General features: G+C 42.0%; 19 protein-coding genes. 16 read left to right on the top strand and 3 right to left on the bottom strand.

Annotation, left to right across the window (positions count from 1 at the left end; genetic code table 11):
• Nucleotides 1-69 precede the first annotated feature (69 nt).
• From NEV57_RS00495 to NEV57_RS00445, 11 genes are all read left to right on the top strand, one after another.
• Nucleotides 70-405, top strand: a complete 336-nt coding sequence (locus NEV57_RS00495; RefSeq protein WP_257657017.1) for a lycopene cyclase domain-containing protein — start codon at nt 70-72, stop codon at nt 403-405.
• Nucleotides 386-952 (top strand): lipocalin family protein, encoded by a 567-nt coding sequence (locus NEV57_RS00490; RefSeq protein WP_257656325.1) that lies wholly within the window; start codon nt 386-388, stop codon nt 950-952. Before NEV57_RS00495 ends, NEV57_RS00490 begins: the two co-directional genes overlap by 20 nt.
• Nucleotides 942-2243 (top strand): cryptochrome/photolyase family protein, encoded by a 1302-nt coding sequence (locus NEV57_RS00485; protein ID WP_257656324.1) that lies wholly within the window; start codon nt 942-944, stop codon nt 2241-2243. Before NEV57_RS00490 ends, NEV57_RS00485 begins: the two co-directional genes overlap by 11 nt.
• A gap of 20 nt (nt 2244-2263) precedes the next feature.
• Nucleotides 2264-2782, top strand: coding sequence for an isopentenyl-diphosphate Delta-isomerase (gene idi / locus NEV57_RS00480; protein WP_257656323.1), 519 nt, complete (start codon nt 2264-2266; stop codon nt 2780-2782).
• Nucleotides 2779-3681, top strand: coding sequence for a TIGR01777 family oxidoreductase (locus NEV57_RS00475; RefSeq protein ID WP_257656322.1), 903 nt, complete (start codon nt 2779-2781; stop codon nt 3679-3681). The genes idi and NEV57_RS00475 overlap by 4 nt, the downstream gene beginning before the upstream one ends.
• Before the next feature lie 899 nt (nt 3682-4580).
• A complete protein-coding gene (locus tag NEV57_RS00470) occupies nt 4581-5222 on the top strand; it encodes a DNA alkylation repair protein (protein ID WP_257656321.1) in 642 nt (213 codons plus the stop codon).
• A gap of 450 nt (nt 5223-5672) precedes the next feature.
• Nucleotides 5673-6500: an NmrA family NAD(P)-binding protein gene (locus NEV57_RS00465; protein ID WP_257656320.1), complete on the top strand. Its 828-nt coding sequence runs from the start codon at nt 5673-5675 to the stop codon at nt 6498-6500.
• Between the two features lie 5 nt (nt 6501-6505).
• Nucleotides 6506-6997, top strand: coding sequence for an anthrone oxygenase family protein (locus NEV57_RS00460; RefSeq protein WP_257656319.1), 492 nt, complete (start codon nt 6506-6508; stop codon nt 6995-6997).
• A gap of 231 nt (nt 6998-7228) precedes the next feature.
• On the top strand, nt 7229-7900 hold the full coding sequence (locus tag NEV57_RS00455; protein ID WP_257656318.1) for a helix-turn-helix domain-containing protein: 672 nt from the start codon (nt 7229-7231) through the stop codon (nt 7898-7900).
• Nucleotides 7901-7996: 96 nt separating this feature from the next.
• On the top strand, nt 7997-8401 hold the full coding sequence (locus NEV57_RS00450; RefSeq protein ID WP_257656317.1) for a VOC family protein: 405 nt from the start codon (nt 7997-7999) through the stop codon (nt 8399-8401).
• 97 nt (nt 8402-8498) lie between these two features.
• Nucleotides 8499-9368 carry an alpha/beta fold hydrolase gene (locus tag NEV57_RS00445; protein ID WP_257656316.1) on the top strand — a complete coding sequence of 290 codons (870 nt, stop codon included), beginning with the start codon at nt 8499-8501 and terminating at the stop codon, nt 9366-9368.
• Nucleotides 9369-9717: 349 nt separating this feature from the next.
• On the opposite strand, the gene NEV57_RS00440 is transcribed toward NEV57_RS00445, so the two are convergent.
• Entirely contained in the window at nt 9718-11049 is a 1332-nt protein-coding gene (locus NEV57_RS00440) for a metal-dependent hydrolase family protein (RefSeq protein WP_257656315.1), read from the bottom strand.
• A gap of 281 nt (nt 11050-11330) precedes the next feature.
• On the opposite strand from NEV57_RS00440, the gene NEV57_RS00435 reads away from it, so the two are divergent.
• The 5 genes from NEV57_RS00435 to NEV57_RS00415 all read left to right on the top strand — a co-directional run bounded on the left by NEV57_RS00435 (nt 11331) and on the right by NEV57_RS00415 (nt 16786).
• Nucleotides 11331-12392, top strand: a complete 1062-nt coding sequence (locus NEV57_RS00435; protein ID WP_257656314.1) for a linear amide C-N hydrolase — start codon at nt 11331-11333, stop codon at nt 12390-12392.
• A 115-nt stretch (nt 12393-12507) separates the two neighbouring features.
• The gene (locus tag NEV57_RS00430) at nt 12508-13167 is read left to right on the top strand and encodes a DUF2461 domain-containing protein (protein WP_257656313.1); all 660 of its coding nucleotides are present in this window, start codon (nt 12508-12510) and stop codon (nt 13165-13167) included.
• Nucleotides 13168-13362: 195 nt separating this feature from the next.
• A complete protein-coding gene (locus NEV57_RS00425) occupies nt 13363-13659 on the top strand; it encodes a DUF485 domain-containing protein (RefSeq protein WP_257656312.1) in 297 nt (98 codons plus the stop codon).
• Nucleotides 13656-15569: a sodium/solute symporter gene (locus tag NEV57_RS00420; protein ID WP_257656311.1), complete on the top strand. Its 1914-nt coding sequence runs from the start codon at nt 13656-13658 to the stop codon at nt 15567-15569. The genes NEV57_RS00425 and NEV57_RS00420 overlap by 4 nt, the downstream gene beginning before the upstream one ends.
• A gap of 299 nt (nt 15570-15868) precedes the next feature.
• Nucleotides 15869-16786, top strand: a complete 918-nt coding sequence (locus NEV57_RS00415) for an EamA family transporter (RefSeq protein ID WP_257656310.1) — start codon at nt 15869-15871, stop codon at nt 16784-16786.
• An 82-nt stretch (nt 16787-16868) separates the two neighbouring features.
• On the opposite strand, the gene NEV57_RS00410 is transcribed toward NEV57_RS00415, so the two are convergent.
• Together NEV57_RS00410 and NEV57_RS00405 are read right to left on the bottom strand one after the other, a co-directional pair.
• Entirely contained in the window at nt 16869-17372 is a 504-nt protein-coding gene (locus NEV57_RS00410; protein WP_257656309.1) for a DinB family protein, read from the bottom strand.
• A 151-nt stretch (nt 17373-17523) separates the two neighbouring features.
• Entirely contained in the window at nt 17524-18423 is a 900-nt protein-coding gene (locus NEV57_RS00405) for a PorP/SprF family type IX secretion system membrane protein (RefSeq protein ID WP_257656308.1), read from the bottom strand.
• Nucleotides 18424-18430 lie beyond the last annotated feature (7 nt).

The following is an 18430-nucleotide window of genomic DNA, read 5'->3' as shown; positions in this document are numbered from 1 at the left end:
TTCAGGTTGGAATGGCTATCCGCCTTTAATAACCTGATCGTTTTTGTCAGTGTGATTATCTGTTCGGTTATGGCTTTGCTGCACTATGACAAAATTTATACGCTGGTCACCGCTATCGCTACCACAACAACCTTAATCTACCTGCATTTTATTGCCCGGGCGGATTGGATTGGCAGAGCATCGCTGGTGTTTACGGTACTGATGTTGGGTTTCTTTCCGGTAAACGGCCTTCTGACCGGCACCGGATTGGAAACACCCATAGTGAATTACAACCCCCGGGACTTTCTGGGTGTGCGAATACTAACGATACCAATTGAGGATGCCGTTTATGGATATACGCAATTTCTTTTGGTGCTTTATTTTTTTAAACGATTTAAACATATGCATGATGAGCGCAAAAAATAAAATTTTAACACTAGCCCTTTCCATAGGATTAATTGTTCTGATAAATTCATGTGCCTCGATTCCCAAAAAGGCAAAAGCGGTCGCAAACTTTGATGTCAATGAATATTTAGGCACTTGGTATGAAATTGCCCGTTTTGATTTTCGTTTTGAAAGGGACTTGGACAATGTTTCTGCTCAATACAGTTTGAATAAAGAAGGCAATATCATTGTGCTAAACAGTGGTTACAATTACAGAAAAAACGAATGGGAAAAAGCGGATGGTTTGGCAAAATTCAGAAAGGATAAAGACCTTGCCGAATTAAAAGTAAGTTTTTTCGGTCCTTTTTATTCGGGATATAATGTCGTGGCATTGGACGAAAATTACCAGTACGCCTTGGTTGCGGGAAAGAACCTGGATTATTTATGGATTTTATCGAGGACAAAAAACGTTCCTGAAGGGATTAAAGCCGACTACCTGAAAATTGCCGAAGAAATTGGCTACGACACGTCTAAATTGATCTGGGTAAAGCACGATAGGAACGATAATCCATTTCTAAATGAAAAGTAACGTCTCTGTCTTTTGGTTTCGCAGGGATTTGCGTTTGGAAGACAATGTGGGTTTGTATCAGGCATTATCTTCTGGTATTCCTATCCTTCCCATTTTTATTTTCGATCCAACCATTTTAAATAAACTGGAAAATAAAAAAGACCGAAGAGTTGACTACATCCATCAAGCAATCTCAACGATAAATACTGAACTTAGAGTATTCACTGCAAGGCTGAATACATTTAATGGAAATCCGTTGGATGTTTTTAAAATGCTTTCTGAAAAGTATGCTGTTCAAGGTGTCTTCTGCAATCGTGATTATGAACCGCAAGCCATTAAACGGGATACGGAGATATGCCAGTTTTTCAACGAACGGAGTGTTCCTTTTAAGGCATTCAAAGACCAAGTGATTTTTGACAAAAACGATGTGTTGAAAAATGATGGAACATCATACACAGTTTATACCCCGTATTCAAAAAAATGGAAAGAGTTGTTGACAGCAAAAGATTACAAGTTGCATAATCCTGATTACGCTAACTTTTTCAGGCAGGAGTTTGCAGAAATCCATTCGTTAAGTGAAATCGGTTTTGAAAAAACGGACTTCACTTTTGAAAAGCCGGAATTAGATGCATCAACCATTGATGAATACGATAAATTCAGGGATTACCCTGCAATCCAACGCACGACACAGTTGAGCGTCGCTCTTCGGTTTGGCACCATCAGTATCCGTAAATGCGTAGCTTTTGCATTGAACCACAATCAAACGTGGCTGAATGAATTGATCTGGCGGGAATTTTTTATGCAAATCCTGTATCATTTCCCGAAAGTGGTTAAGCAATCCTTCAAAGCTAAATACGATACTATCAAATGGCGAAACAATGAGCGGGAATATGAAAAATGGTGCGAGGGAAAAACAGGCTATCCGATTGTAGATGCAGGAATGCGACAGTTGAACCAAACAGGTTTTATGCACAACCGGGTTCGGATGATCGTAGCGAGTTTTTTGTGCAAGCATTTACTGATCGATTGGCGTTGGGGCGAAGTCTACTTTGCTCAGAAACTGAACGATTATGACCTGTCTGCTAACAATGGAAACTGGCAATGGGCAGCAGGTTCGGGTTGCGATGCTGCACCCTATTTCAGGGTGTTTAACCCGGCTTTACAAACCGAAAAATTTGACAAAAAGCTGGAATATATTAAAAAATGGCTTCCCGAATTTGGGACAGATGCTTATCCCGAACAAATGTTAGAACACAGTTTCGCACGAGAAAGAGCTTTAAAAGTATATGGAGAGACTGTTAGAGACAACTAAATAGTAACCTTAATTGAAAAATGGAGAGAAACAATGTAGTGCTAGTGGATGAAAGCGATAATGCAATTGCTGAGATGGAAAAACTGGTTGCTCATGAACAAGGGTGGCTTCACAGAGCATTTTCGGTATTTATATTCAATGGTAAAGGGGAATTGCTTTTACAGCAGCGGGCAGGGCACAAATACCATGGAGCCAGTTTATGGACAAATACCTGTTGTTCGCATCCGCAATGGGGAGAAGACGTTGCTTTAAGTGCGGAGGAGCGGCTAAATTATGAAATGGGACTGAAATGTGATTTAAAATTGATCTATTCATTTATATACAATGAGCAGGTTGAAAATAATTTGACAGAACACGAGTTGGATTATGTTTTTGTTGGTTACTCTGACCAAAGTCCTGTTTTAAACCGAGATGAAGCACAGGACTATAAGTGGATGAATGCGGATGAAATTATACTAGATATAAAAAATAATCCATCGCATTACACGGTCTGGTTCAAACAGGCTTTTCCGGAGTTACTTTCAAAAATCAATCAATGAAAAAGATATTAATCGCCGGGGGCACAGGTTTTGTTGGAAAAGCATTAATTAAACACCTGATAAATTGTGGCTATATCGTAAATGTCTTAACCCGAAGGAACAGTATCGATACCACGGAAAACATCCAGTATTTTAAATGGGATATTGAAAATGGCTTTATTGACGAAAAAGCCTTTGAGGGGGTGACGAAAATCATCAATCTAACCGGAGAAAACATTACCGAAAAACGTTGGACGGAAAAAAGGAAAGTTGAAATAATTGAAAGCCGGATCAAGGCAATAGATTTACTTTTTAAGTATGTTAAAACAACGGGTTCTAACATACATACTTTCATTTCCTCTTCTGCCACAGGGTACTATGGGGCGTTTACTTCCGATGAGATACTTACAGAAGAATCCAATAACGGGAACGATTTTCTAGCGAATGTTTGTGAAAAGTGGGAAAAATCAGCATTGCAATTCGAAAGTTTGGGTATTACTACGGTGATTTTAAGACTGGGCGTTGTCCTCGGGAAAGAGGGTGGCATATACCAAAGATTAGCACCTTTGGCGAAGTTGGGCATCAATATATCTTTAGGAAACGGCAAGCAATATTTGCCTTGGATCGACCTTCGGGATTTAGTAAGGTTGTACGAGTTTATTCTGAAAACCAATAAAATAAGTGGAGTTTTTAATGCTGTTTCTTCCGAGCATATTTCTATGAATGTTTTTTCTAAAACCCTGCTCCAATCATTTGGAAAAATGAGTTTTCTGCCCAATGTACCAGCGTTTATAATAAAATTATTTTTGGGGGAAATGTCTGCGATGTTGTTGGAGGCTTCAAAGGCAAGTAATGAAAAAATAAAACAAACCGGCTTTCAATTTGAATTTGATACGTTTGAGAAATCACTTTTTATGTAGAAAGGCGACGATAAAGCTTTCAGTCAGCTTTATGAATACCTATTCCTGTTGCACCAAATACTATAAATTAGGATCATTCTTGAGTTAATCGGTAAGGTTAAATTGCTTTGTGATTTCTTCAGCGATAATTTTTACAATTTCCTTTTTTCTCTATTTAAAGTGTTTTTCGGTTTAGAGCAACTAACTTTATTTTTATCCAAATCATATATATAATAGCTATCTTTCAATTGGTTCAATCGCCTCAAATCTTCTAATAAAAGGTTCGAGTTTTGTACCAGCGGGATCACTTAAGGAGACACTACACAGTAGTTGTCTCCTTTTTTTATGCCAATAGAAATCTGCGAGCCACACTGGTAGAGTCTGGTCAATTATAGTTCGATTTTTAAAAAACTTTTTTAGTGTGTTGAATGATTTTTTAAAAGACATCCTTCATGGACTATTTAAGAGTTTTTTCTGAAGTTCAATTTCTCCTTAAGCTCCCGATGTCTTTCCTTACTTTTGAGGGATTCTTTGATACAAGATACAGAACGCTAATATAATAACAGCCTCATCATCATCCACCTGAATTTCGTTTTTTGCTAATATCGCAATTGCCTACTGATCTGAAATTTTCTTATCGATATAATTCATACTTGTTACTTTTTAATATGTCGTTTGGTTGATAATATTTTCAATAATCCACTGTTTAATAGTATGGCACTATTAATATTTGCTAAATCACTGTTGGTATTCATGAGCAGCTCTCTTAAAAAGCAAGAGGAAACGAACGTGGTTAAGCTGAAAAATGCAATAGAAGTAAATACAAAGAAATATTTCTCCTGAACCGACAATAACAAAGTAGGCGGACGATTATTTAAGGTTAGCATTATTTTATTTGTCTAGAAAAACAAAAGATTGATATGGAACGCTCTTCACAAGCTGAAAACATCTTGGCTCAAATCAATACAGAAACTAAGTTAGGAGATTTACGAAAGATTGCGAGTGTGATTAAAAAAGACCACGAATTGGCTTTGGAACTTTGGTCAACAGGGCAATTTTTATCCCGACAATTGGCAATTTTGCTTATGGACAAAAAACAACTTTCGCAAAAACTTATTGACAACTTAGATAACGACATTAAGCAACACAAAGAAAGCGAAAGACTTCAATTAATTGATTGGTTAATGGCAAATCAGCTTTCCAAAGACAAAAAGACTATTTCATTAATGGAAACTTGGGAAAACAGCCGATCCTCACTGCAAAGACGAGTTTTTTGGTATTATCAAGCTCGTTTACGTTGGGTTGGGCAAACACCACCACCAAACAGCGAAGAGTTACTTTCTAAAATTGAAATACGCATTGAAAAAGAAGAACCAGAAGTTCAATGGGCTATGAATTTGACAGCAGGCTGGATTGGAGTTTATGACCAAAAGTATCGGAATCGTTGTATTGCACTTGGGGAAAAAACAGGCCTTTACAAAGGTAAGATGGTATCAAAAGGATGTACTCCAGAATATTTGCCGGCGTTCATTACCATTGAAAGCGCCAAGCGAAATTTATAATCCAGTTAACAACTTAAACACTTACATATAAAATGGAAAGGACGAACTATAAAAACGCCTCGTTACGCTACAATATTTAAGCGAAGTTTAATAATGACATATGAAGTTTTTATCACCATCTGCTACAACTTGCTCAACAGAACTGATGTTACGTCCAGCAGCCAATCAGATGGTCTGTTTGTTTCGACATGAAGAGACCGGTTTCAATAAAATATGCACTTCAGTATCGTTTTAGATTAGTTTAGCGTCCCAGGATGCCAACCTTACTTTTTTCCCAATGGGTACCTGGGTGCTGTACTTACCATACGAAGCATCAAGAAATTCGCTGGTAAAAAGCCCTTGCAACTAAAAAATTCGCAACAGTCGCTTTGTTGTCCGATTTGTTCAATTTCCGGTTATCCCGACCCGGTATTTTTGCCCTAGTTTTTAAATCAAAAAATACAAAAAATTATGGCAAACGAAATTTTGGTATTGGGCGCAACAGGGAAAACAGGAAAACGGGTGGCGGAAAAACTCCAAAAAAAGGAAATGGTTGTCCGGGCAGGCTCCAGAAATGGAAATCCTCCTTTCGATTGGGATCACCCCGAAAATTGGAATACGGTTTTAGACGGTGTCCAAAAGGTTTACATCACTTATTACCCCGATTTTGTGACCCCGGGAGCTATGGAAAAAATCCAACGCTTTGTGGACACGGCAAAAAAGTCCGGGACTCAGCAACTGGTATTCCTTTCCGGGAGGGGTGCGGATGAGGCCGAGGAAGCCGAAGGGATCGTGATCGATTCAGGACTGCCTTGGACAGTTGTGAGGTCCAGTTGGTTCATGCAGAATTTCAGTGAATTCTTTTTTCTCGATAATATTTTGGCTGGCTACTTCGTAGTCCCGGAACACAAGGCGTTGGAACCTTTCGTCGATCTTGACGACCTTGCTGACGTGGTAGTCGAGGCATTGATCGACGATAAGCATAACGGGAAAATCTATGAGCTTACGGGGCCGGAATTACTGTCTTTTAACGATACGACCCGCATGATATCCGAAACCATAAACAGGCCGGTCGTGTATGAAGAGGTAAGCATGGATGGTTACACCAAAATCCTTCGGGATTACCAAGTTCCCGAAAACATTATTTGGCTCATGAAACACTTGTTTACTGAAGAGCTGGACGGACGGAACGAATCGCTCACCCAGGATATTGAAGACGTAATCGGGCGCAAACCGACTACATTTCGCGAATATGTGGTCAAAACCGATCAAACCGGTGTTTGGAACATACAAAATTAAACAATATGGCATTTTATCAGCTTGTTCAAATCGTAGCAGTACTGCTAACCGGGTTGGTGGCGGGACTCTTTTACAGCTATGCCTGTTCTGTTACAGGGGCATTGGCAAAGCTTCCGGACAGCGAGTATATCATGGCGTTTCAGTCGATCAATACCGCGATATTGAACGGTTGGTTCTTTGCCAGTTTTATGGGCAGCCTAATTTTCCTGCCGCTGGCAACGTGGCTTTCCTACCGGTCGGATATTCAGTTTTCGTTTTGGCTAATGTTGTCGGCCACAATGTTGTATGCGATTGGGGTATTTGGCGTAACGATGTTTGGAAATGTACCTTTAAACAATATGATAGCACGTTTTAACCTCAATACGGCTACTCCGGAAGATATTTTATCGCTGAGGGAAAGATTTGAAGCCCCTTGGAACAAACTGAATTTGATCCGTACAGTGGCAGCCGTCCTCAGTTTTTTACTGGCAGTGCTGTCCATAAAGTCAAAAACATAAAAAATAATGACAAAACCAACTTTTTCCATCCCATACTATACCGAAATCAATGATTTTTTAGATACAATACCTTTGCCCGGGAGGACAAGCAACCCGCTGTTTTATAGTAGGAAATTACAAAAATCAGATTCAAAAACAGAAATTTACCGTCCCCCATTTCGAAGGGCCTTCTATTTTTTTGCCCTGTTTCTAAATTCCGGAAAAATCGAAGTAAAATATGACGATAAAACCGTGAATAACCCAGAGGCTTATCTTGTCTGTCACTCACCGGATTTAGTCTATAGTTTTTCCAAAGCCGATGCCCTGGAAGGGTATATCTTTTATTTTAAGCCGGAATGTTTTTCATTTTTTAAACCGAACTTCCATCAGGAATTTCCGTTCTTTAATCGTCTTTACACAAACCTATTTACACTAAATCAGGCCGCTTATCACCAATTAACTCCCAATTTTGAAGAGGTTTTCATAGCTTACGAGAGGAGCAGCGAGGGCGCACATATTGAAGCCAGGCTAAAACTGCTTGCGCTGCTTTACCGTGTCAAAGAATTTGTAAATGAACAATACGATGCCGCACGGTTCGCTTCCCCTGATCAGGGGCTCCTGAACAAATACCTACATTTGGTAAACAGCCATTATATTGAGAAGCGGACGGTAAAGGAATATGCCGATCTTCTTTCGGTGACACCCAATCACCTCTCGCACACGATCAAGGCTGTCTCTGGCAAAAACGCATTATCGTACATTTCCGAAAGGCTGGTAAGAGAGGCTAAATCCCTGCTCTTATACACCGACTTTAACATAACGGAAATTGCCTATCGGTTGGGTTTTTCAGACCCGGCGAATTTTGGAAAATTCTTTAAAAAAGAATCAGGGGTGACCCCTTCAGCATTCTCTAAAAATGCATAAACGGTGAAATTTACTACCTAACCCAACTTATCGACCAAATTTTGTGCCGTATAGCTTCTTCCTTTGCATTAGTGTTAATCATTAAAATAAAAGATTATGGCAACAAAAATTTTCATCAATTTACCGGTTAAGGACCTCAACAAGTCCAAAACGTTCTTCGCAGGTCTTGGATTCAGCTTCAACCCGCAATTCAGCGACGAAAATGCGGCCTGTATGATTATCAGTGATTCCATATTTGCTATGCTGCTTACGGAAGCATACTTTCAGACATTCACTAAGAAAGCAATATGCGATGCGACCCAAAGTACCGAAGTATTGATTGCCTTGGATGCAGCTTCCCGTGAAGAAGTAGAACAAACAATTGCCAAGGCAAAAGAATTAGGGGCAAGCATCTACACTGATCCGGCTGACCAGGGTTGGATGTACCAACACAGTTTTGCCGATTTGGATGGCCACCAGTGGGAAGTGGCCTATGTGGACGTAAGCCAGATGCCGGGTTAGTAAATTAAAACTGGGTATACGACAAATTTCTCGCTGTTAGCCTAACATCGGAAACTACGGATAATGGTGCTTGCTGTGTAGCCATTAAAATCAAACAATGATGAAAACAATAATAATAAGTATTTTAGCTGTACTGTGGTATTCGTGCTGTTTCCCGCAGGACACTGTTCCTTATGGTTCCAACAACGGAAAATACATCGACATTGACGGTACGCAATTGTATTATGAGGAATATGGACAAGGCACCCCACTCCTGGCCATACACGGTGGTCTCTCTACCATTGCCGACCTTGGCCCTGTGATCGCGGAACTATCCAAGCAATACCGGGTAATCGCTGTTGATTGTCCGGGACAAGGACGATCTGAACAGGCGGATTCCCTGAGCTATCAGTTACTGGCCGACTACTTTTCCAAAATAATCGACCAGATGAAATTGGACAGTGTCTATGTTTTCGGTCATAGCGACGGGGGAAATGCAGCCTTATTATTGGCAGCAGACCGGCCGGATAAGGTAAAAAAGACAGCTGCTTTTGCGGCCGCTTCACATACTTCCGGCTATTATCCCGAAGCCATTGCTGGTCTTGACCAACTGAACCCTGAGGCGTTTGAAAAAGACTTCAAATGGTGGCTGGAACCTCATCTGCAACGAACTCCCCAAAAAGATCAATGGAAAAAGTTTGTCAGAGATTTCAGTGCGATGTGCGCAACCCCGCTTATTATCCCGGATGCAAAGCTTCGGGAAGTACAGTCAAGTGTACTCATCGTACAAGGCGACAATGACATCGTTATACCCGGACACGCTTTGGCGTTACACCAATCCATCGCAAACAGTCAGCTTTGTTTCGTTCCCGCCGCCTCTCATTTTATATTGTATGAGCGACCGGAGCTATTTAACCTCATTCTCATCGAATTTTTCAACAAAGAACCGCAGTTGTTCGATTGGACACAACTGGGTGTGGGTTCCTAAGTTCAATTATTCAAGAACTGCAAAGGTAAGTAGGACGTGACTTTAATTCGACACGCATGTGTGAGGACCGCAGCCCGCAGCAAAGGCGCTGGAAGTAAGCTGTTAAACCACCTGTTAACACTTACCGAAAAACCAATTTTAATCGGAGCCTGGGCTGACGCAATTTGGGCGATCAGTTTATATCTCAAAAACGGATTCGGCCAAGTTTCACATATAGAAAAGGAACGCTTGTTATGGAAATATTGGAATATCCCCCTACGGCAGATTGAAACATCAGTGGTCCTTGCAAGTCCTGATTTTGATACCAGGAGAAAGGATCATCAGGACAGGCAATAATCCAGCCTTATTTTTATTTTCCCAATGTATTTTTATAGATCTTTCCGTCCTTTATAATCACAACAAAATTTTTCGCGGGATTAGCAAGCAGTTCCAGCTCCTTTAGGGGATCCCCATCAACCAGTAAAACATCTGCCAGGGCACCCTCTTCGATAATTCCGAGTTTGCCGGGATACGGACTTCTTAAGCCGGAAAGTTGCAGCAGTGCCGCATTATCCTGAGTTACCATCTTTAAGATTTCGGCATTTGTAAACCACTTCTGCAAACGCAGGATAAACTCGTTTTGTCTTTCATTGAGCTCCGGTTCGAAAAGAAAATCCGTACCCCAGGCTAATTTGACATTATACTTTTTTGCCAGAGGCCATAATTTTTCCTGACCTTCAATGACTGGTTTACGTTTTGCTATTCGCTGCGGGTCCATATCAGGTGTATTATCAACTAAATTTTGCAGGCTGAGCCAAACATCCTTTTCAGCCATTAATTTCAAGGTTTCTTCATCCAACAACTGTCCATGTTCTATACACTTTACACCCGCCTCAATAGCTCTCCTGATCGCTTTGGAGGTATACGCGTGTACAGTTACGTACGTTCCCCAATCTTCCGCAGCTTCAACGGCAGCTTTCATTTCATCCAGCGTGTATTGCGTGACATCAATAGGGTCATAGGCCGATGACGTCCCCCCTCCTGCCATCACCTTGATTTGGCTTGCTCCAAAACGCAGGTTTTCCCTCACAGCCGTTAATACTTCATCACGTCCATCCGCGATGAATGTCGCCCCGTATTTTTCGGCGCGTGACGGTTCACCGAAAAAGCGGCGCGACTTCTCATCCGGTGTCCTGAAATCGCCGTGGCCAGCCGTCTGGCTTATGGTCGCACCTGAAGGCCAGACTCTGGGGCCGGGAATTTTATCGGCATCAATCGCAGCTTTCAGCGGAAATATAGGTCCTCCAACATCCCTAACGCTCGTAAAACCGCGCATAAGCATATCATGGGCAGACTGGCCCGCGGTTTTAATCACGAACTCTTCTGACAGATCGCTTGTCATCATTTGAGGCATCGTCAGCGAGCCAAACACCAGGTGTACGTGCACATCTATTAAGCCGGGCATTAAGGTCTTCCCTGCACCGTCGATTTTTAGGACATCTGTGCCGCTTACCGTAATTGGCGATGGGCTGATTGTTTCAATCGTATTGCCGGTTACCAGCACATAACTAGGCGGAGTAAGAGACTGTGTCTTTGCGTCCAGTATTCGAACGTTTTCTAACAGAATCTGGTTTTGCTGTGCCTGGACCGAATAAATAGAAGCTGCGCTAAAAAGTAAAGTGCACAAATAAAATAATCGCATATGCAGATGTTATTGAGTGTCTACTAAAGTACAAATATTTAATTTTGTTTTGTGTTGCTATATGAACTTAAAACAAGTTCATTTTTCAGACATACGCTGCAGGTCATAAGAAAGCTAATAACAGGCAACATCGAAAATTTTTCAAAAACGTTGGCCAGACCCGTCGAATGTATTAACTTTAGCACTGCAGTATCCCTTATTTAATTGCCACTGGGTGCTGACGATGGCTACCATTCATTTCATATTCTCTCGTTACTTGAGCTTACCTAAAAACTATTCATATGAAAAAATTAATTAAACGAATCGGAAGTACCTTGATTCTCCTGGCGGCAATACTTGCTTCGGCACATAAAACGGGGGCTTGTACAAGAGTAGTCTATAAAGGTCCGAATAACACCATCATTACCGCCAGAAGCATGGATTTTTCAATTGCTATCCCGGCTAATTTATGGTTGTTTCCAAGGGGAATTGCGCGCGAGGGAAATACAGGGGAAAATACCGTAAAGTGGACCGCAAAATACGGCAGTATGGCAACGAGTTCCTGGGATATTGCAACGTCAGACGGTATGAATGAAAAAGGGCTGGTTGCCAATATGCTATGGCTGGTAAGTTCGGAATATCCTGAATTTTCAAAGGAAGGCGATGGTAAGAAAGGGCTGGCTGTTTCGCTTTGGGCCCAATATGCATTGGACAATTTTGCTACAGTAGCCGATGCAGTGGCGGAGTTTAAAAAAGAGGAGTTTGTGGTGGTGACAGACTTTATCCCTGGAACAGATAAATACACAACCGTACATTTGTCCTTATCGGATGCCAACGGCGATAATGCTATTCTGGAATACATCAACGGAAAGCTGATCATCCATCACGATCCGTCCTACACGGTCATGACCAACGACCCGATATTTGAAGAACAATTGGCAATAAATGAATACTGGAAAAGCATTCCCGGCAATATTTTCCTTCCGGGAACCAACAGGGCAGCAGACCGGTTTGTACGTGCGTCCTATTATATCAAGGCTATTCCGCAGACAGATGACACCCGAATCGCCGTGGCGGGAGCTTTCAGCGTCATTAGGCAATGCTCCGTACCTTATGGCATTTCTACAGAAGGTTTTCCCAATCTATCCACAACAAGATGGAGAGCAGTTTCTGACCAGAAAAACTTGGTGTATTATTTCGAAGACGCCCTTAGTCCAAATGCAATTTGGGTCGATTTGAAAAAACTGGATTTCAGTGAAACTGGAAAAGTAAAAAAACTTGCATTAGATAGAAACCAAATTTATGCAGGTGAAACTTCAAGCCAATTTGTCGACACAGCGCCTTTTAAATTTCAAGGTATTTAAACTTAGTCAACCAAAGAGGGAGCAGGTAATGGCCTCCTCTTCCAATTGGCTTAACTTAATAGTCCATTCGATAGCCTTATAAGTAACAGCACTTAGTATCGAAAACACGATCATAATGGAACGCGGATTTGAATTTCTGAAACAGATAAAAGAGAACAATAACCGGGCGTGGTTTTCAAAAAATAAACCGGAATACGATGCAGTCGTGACGGAAAATAAAGTTTTTTTCAACCGAATTTATACCGAGCTCCGAAAACACGATAACTTAGCAGGAACCCATATTTTCAGGATTTATAATGATGTTCGTTTCTCAAAAGATAAGACGCCTTATAAAACACACTTTGGAGTAAGCTTCTCCCGCACAAAACCTGCCCTTAGAGGAGGATATTATCTTCACTTAGAGCCAAATAACAGCTTTGTTGGAGGAGGTTTCTGGGCCCCGAATAATGAAGATTTGTTCCGTATCCGTAAGGAGTTTGAAACAGATACAGCGGAAATCGAAAAAATCACGTCGGACAAAGTTTTCGTTAACTATTTTGGGGAACTCAGCGGAGAAGCGGGTGTAAAGACTGCTCCAAAGGGTTTTGACAAGAATCATCCAGCCATTGACCCGATCAGGAAGAAACAATATGTTGTGATGAGAAACTTTACTGATAAAGCGGTTTTTGCTCCCGATTTTCAAAATGAAGTCATTGCGACATTTTTGGCAATGCGGCCTTTTTTCGATTATATGAGTGAGGTACTTACTACCGATTTAAATGGAGAATCTTTATAAGTCCGCCAGCACCCCGGGATGGGAAGCCTGTTTTGTGACAGGCGATCGCAATAAATTCACCTCCTGCAAGTTTGTTAAAATTTCAAAAAACGCATAAACTTTTCACGTTTTTAGCTATTATTGTAACTGCATCGGTTGCGTATTATTAATATGTTACCGATGTTTTTTATTACAAACCATTTCTAAACACTTATCATGCACGTTAACAACACGTCCGAAGAAAGCGAACGCCTGACAAAACGAAAATCCAGTTTAGGCATACGTTTATTTTTTGTTTATTTAATCTGCTATGCAGGTTTTGTTGCGATTGGAGTATTTCAGTATGAGTTATTGTCTGTTCCGGTAATCGGCGGGCTTAACCTGGCCCTAGCCTATGGAATTGGGCTGATTGTCTTTGCCGTCATCCTGGGTATCGTGTACAACTATTATTGCACAAGATATGAGGATGAGGAAGAACAGGCTATGGAAACTGAAGAAGGAGGCCGGGCATGATTTACGAGATTTCCTATACAGCCTTAGCATTTTTTCTTGTTTTTGTAGGGTTGGTTCTGGGACTTTCCTTTTATTTCGGAAGAAAGAAAAGTTCGTCCTCTTCTTACTATGCTGCCGGTGGCCAGATTCACTGGGGAGTCAACGGTATAGCGTTTGCAGGAGATTATTTGTCGGCAGCTTCGTTTCTCGGTATATGCGGTATGATTGCTATATCGGGTTTTGATGGCTTTTTATATGCCATTGGTTTCCTTGCAGGTTGGATCGTAGCGTTATTCCTCATTGCCGAACCATTCAAGCGATTAGGGAAATTCACTTTTACCGATGCATTGAATGCAAAATTTAATTCAAGGGCCATTACCCTTTCTGCCTCAATCGGCACATTGATTGTCTCGATATTTTACCTGATTCCACAAATGGTGGGTGCCGGCGATCTCGTGATGCCGCTCCTTGGCCTGCCCCATTGGGTAGGCGTACTATTGGTCGGGGCGATTGTGATTATTATTGTAGCCAGTGCCGGCATGGCATCTACCACTTATGTGCAGTTTTTAAAGGGCGGTTTATTGATTGTTCTGTCTGTTATACTGACTTTTTTCATTTTGAAAAATGGACTGACACTAACGCCGGATTTTAAAGGCAGCAGCAGTCATTATACATTCATCGAGTTGACACCCCAAGTGGAAAATGACAAAGTGGTCAGTGTTCCTGGTTGGGAAGTTGTTTCGCAACAGACAGCCGGTGGTAAAACATTTGTCAAACTTTCCCAAAATGGTGTTGAAAGATGGTTTAACTGGACGCAGGACAACGATAAGCAAGTGTTAAAAGAAGCATTGTCCGTAACGCAACAAGCCGATGGCCAGGCATTATATAACGGAGAAGCGAAGGAGAAGGGAAGCTTTTACCAGGTTGGACACATGAGCAAGATTGTAGTCAACGGAGAAGAAGTGGATAAAACCGGAGCACTTGGGCCATTTGAATATTTATCTACGTTGCAGGACAGTGAGATCATTCGGTTCCTGCAGGTAAAGTTTTCGGATGGAACCGACAATGTTTCGGTATATTATCAGCAACCTACCGCCGGAGAGTCGTTTTTGCTTCCCGGGCTTAAATACAAAATCGGCCGTGATGCAAATATGTGGAGCAAAATGGATTTCATTTCGTTGATGCTGGCACTGTTCCTGGGTACGGCCGCACTGCCACACATCCTGATCCGCTATTACACGGTCAAAACACCTCGTGATGCACGTAAGTCCACTATTTTGGCCATAGCGGCCATAGGCGGCTTTTATATTCTTACGTTGTATATGGGACTTGGAGCAGCTGTTAATGGTGTACTGGATGTAGAATCAAGCAACATGGCTGCCCCCTTATTGGCGAAAGCATTCGGCGCGGCATTATTTTCGATCATATCAGCCGTGGCGTTTGCCACTGTATTGGGCACAGTATCCGGATTAATTGTAGCATCTTCCGGAGCGATCGCCCACGATTTCATTGATGTCTATCTCAAGCGGAATCTAAGTGATGACCAAAAAGTCAAAGCCGGAAAGATTGCTGCTTTGGTCGTGGGTGTTTTTGCTATTCTTTTGGGCATGGCGTTCCAGGGAATAAATGTTTCTTTCTTGGTAGGCTGGGCGTTCGCCATCGCGGCGTCAGCAAATTTACCTGCCATCCTTTTCCTGCTTTTTTGGAAAAAAACCTCAGCAACTGGAATAGCGGCTTCCATCATCGTGGGCATCGTAGCTTCATTGATCATTATCCTGACATCACCCACCATGTGGGATCTGTATGGATTAGGACGTGCAGCTGCACCACACCAACTGGAAAACCCAGCCCTTATTTCTTTCCCGCTGTCTGTTTTGACTGTTTATTTCGTTTCTTTATGGTTCCCAAAGCGGAATTCAGTTAGCCAATAAAGCGTTCGGTTCTGTGTACTGGGAGGTTCACAGTTTGTAAACCAGAAATACGTTAAAACCTGCAAATTAATCGTTTGCAGGTTTTTTGTTTTTCAGGCCATTCCGGCTACCCTCACTTTTTCAAATACACTGGCGGGTTGAAGGAAAGTCCATAATTGTTAACGGCCGATGGTAATGAAAATAAATCTGATGTTTTATTTAAATACCTTTGCAAATGAATTCCAATCTCGTAAGAAGAGAGAAGTAGTTGCATTGCCGTTAGTCAGCGGCAAACAATCACTTCCTCTCGTCAAAAATTTATGAAATACTATCTATCGGCCATATCAGGCTTTGCTATCTGGGGTACTTTCGCACTCGTACTAAAACCACTGAGCGCTTATGCAGCATTGGACATCCTTATTCATCGTGTCATCTTTGCTGCGGTCAGCATCCTGTTAGCCTGCTTTATTTTCAGAAGAAAACAAACGCTCGCCAGCATTCGTTACCTTAAAACGATAACCAAAACGGAACGGACGAGGCTAACGGTAAACATACTCTTAAGTGCCGTTGTGCTTGGACTGAACTGGTTCTTATTTATTTATGTGATGAATGCAGTCAGTGTCAACGCCACTTCCCTCGCCTACCTGATCTGCCCGATCTTAACCACGGTTCTGGCCAGTCTTTTTTTACATGAAAAATTGAATAAAGGCCAATGGTTTGCTGTATTGCTAAGCCTGACCAGCTGTATCATTCTGGCCTATGGCCATTTCATGGACCTGGTTTACAGCATGGTGATTGCCTTATCGTATGCCATTTACCTGGTGCTTCAGAAGAACACATTTCAACTGGACAAGTTCTTCACGTTGACCATCCACATTGTCATAAGTACCATCCTGTTACTCCCCATCTTAACGGTTGTCGATGCTACAGTTCCCAAAACCGTGACGTTCTACGGCTTTATTACCATCATTGCTGTGGGTTACACCATTATCCCGTTATTCCTTAATATTTTTGCCCTGAAAGGGTTAGATTCCTCCATTGTGGGTACGCTGCTGTATTTAAATCCCATTATTAGTTTCCTGTTGGCGGTTTTGTATTATAAAGAGCCAATCAACGCGGCGCAGGTGATTGGCTTTGGAATGATCTTTATCGCCGTTATTATTTTCAACGTTGCCTACCTGTATGGGCGGAAAAGAAGTCCTACATTAACATATGCCGAACAGGGGGTGGATGGTTAAGACATAAACGTCCGGCTAAGCAGGAAAAATGCACTTGGCAGATAGCCGGATGGACGGCACAGGCAAAGGAAAGAATCGAGCACTAACCTTTATTACTTTCTTCATAGGTCGGTCCGTACATACCGGGAACCTTATTGCCTGTAGCACGCAGGTAAACAATCATTTCGCCGCGGTGATGATAAATATGGTTAAACAGAAAACCACGCATCACGATCCCCCTCGGCATCGGTCCAAGGACTACCCGCTCTCCTACTTTCATTGTCCAGTTATCCTGCAATTTCTCTTCGGTAAGGGATTTTAATGCAGTTCTTGCTTTCTCGACATTACGCTCGAAAAGAGCCAAAGTAGCCTCAATATCATTTTTATCTCCCCGTTCGAGGTGGTCAGCGGCCAGGTCGTAAACATCCTGAGTGAGTGCCCCTACATACCAATGGTAAATGGTGGCAATATGCTGTGCCAGCTCGCCCATCGTCCAGGAAATTTCCGAAGGCTTATAATTAAGATCCTTTTCAGGAATCGCCTGCAACAGCTTACGCGTGTTGTTCACTTCGTGCTCGAATTCTTGTGTCAGGTAGTGCAGTATCATAGTACGATAAATTAGCAGATATAACAAAGATAGCCTACATTCTTCATTTCATCAACCCTTGGAATCCGTCGGTCTGTTTATTTTCCGAGTGAATCCAGTAATTCAATCTGCGGACGGTCATTTCATCGATATAACTATTCAAACCCAGTGATTATTCATAACCAAACGCATAGGATAAAACAAGACCATGATTATTACCCAATACAGGACGTTTAAGACCAACATTGTAATGATAGATCACCCGAAGCCGTTCAATCGGATATAGTCCCACCAAAAAATTTACTGAAGAACTACTTCGGTACCCTGCGCCGACCTCAAATTTATTCCTAAATGTGACTGCAAGGTTCATATCTACCTGTACCGGCGCCCCTTTTTCATATTTCACCAGCACACTGGGTCTAATCATATTTTCTTTATACAGATCAGTAAAAAACCGATATCCGAAGTAACCATAAACAGGGGTCGATAAGTTCAGGTTATTTCTCGACGCCAGTTTACCTCCCAGCAGATTGGGAATGGAGACACCGATGTAAAACCCAACCTTATTGTATAAAAAACCAGCCCCGACTACCGGAATCATTTCGGAAAGGTTGTCTGCAAATGCAGGGTCATCATCAACTCCCAGTTCCAGCAGGTTTTCATGAAGCCGCTTCATGCCAGCGGTCACCCCAAAGGAAAACACATGCTGGTCATACATTTCCCAATACGGGCGGTTGCGTTTAAGATCAAAGAATAATTGATAAGAATAAGCTAAAACAGCATCCGTGACAGTGGTGACTCCAATTCTATCGTCAACGATAGCCGCTCCCAGTCCCATTCTGCCGTTTGATAAAGGGGAATGAATACTCATTGCCGAACTTCGTGGCGCACCGTCTATATTGCGGGTGTATCGTTGGTGGCTCAGGCTAACGACTGATCCAGCAGCCATCCCGGCGTAAGCGGGATTGATAATAAACGGATTGTAATCGTATTCTGCAAACAACGGTGTCTGCTGAGCAAATACTGCGGGCGAACCCCAAAACACAAAAAACCACATTATCACTTGTTTCATCCTGTTT

The sequence above is a fragment of the Parapedobacter lycopersici genome (assembly GCF_024643285.1).
GTDB classification, from domain to species: domain Bacteria; phylum Bacteroidota; class Bacteroidia; order Sphingobacteriales; family Sphingobacteriaceae; genus Parapedobacter; species Parapedobacter lycopersici.
This window is presented reverse-complemented; position numbering and strand designations above follow the sequence as displayed.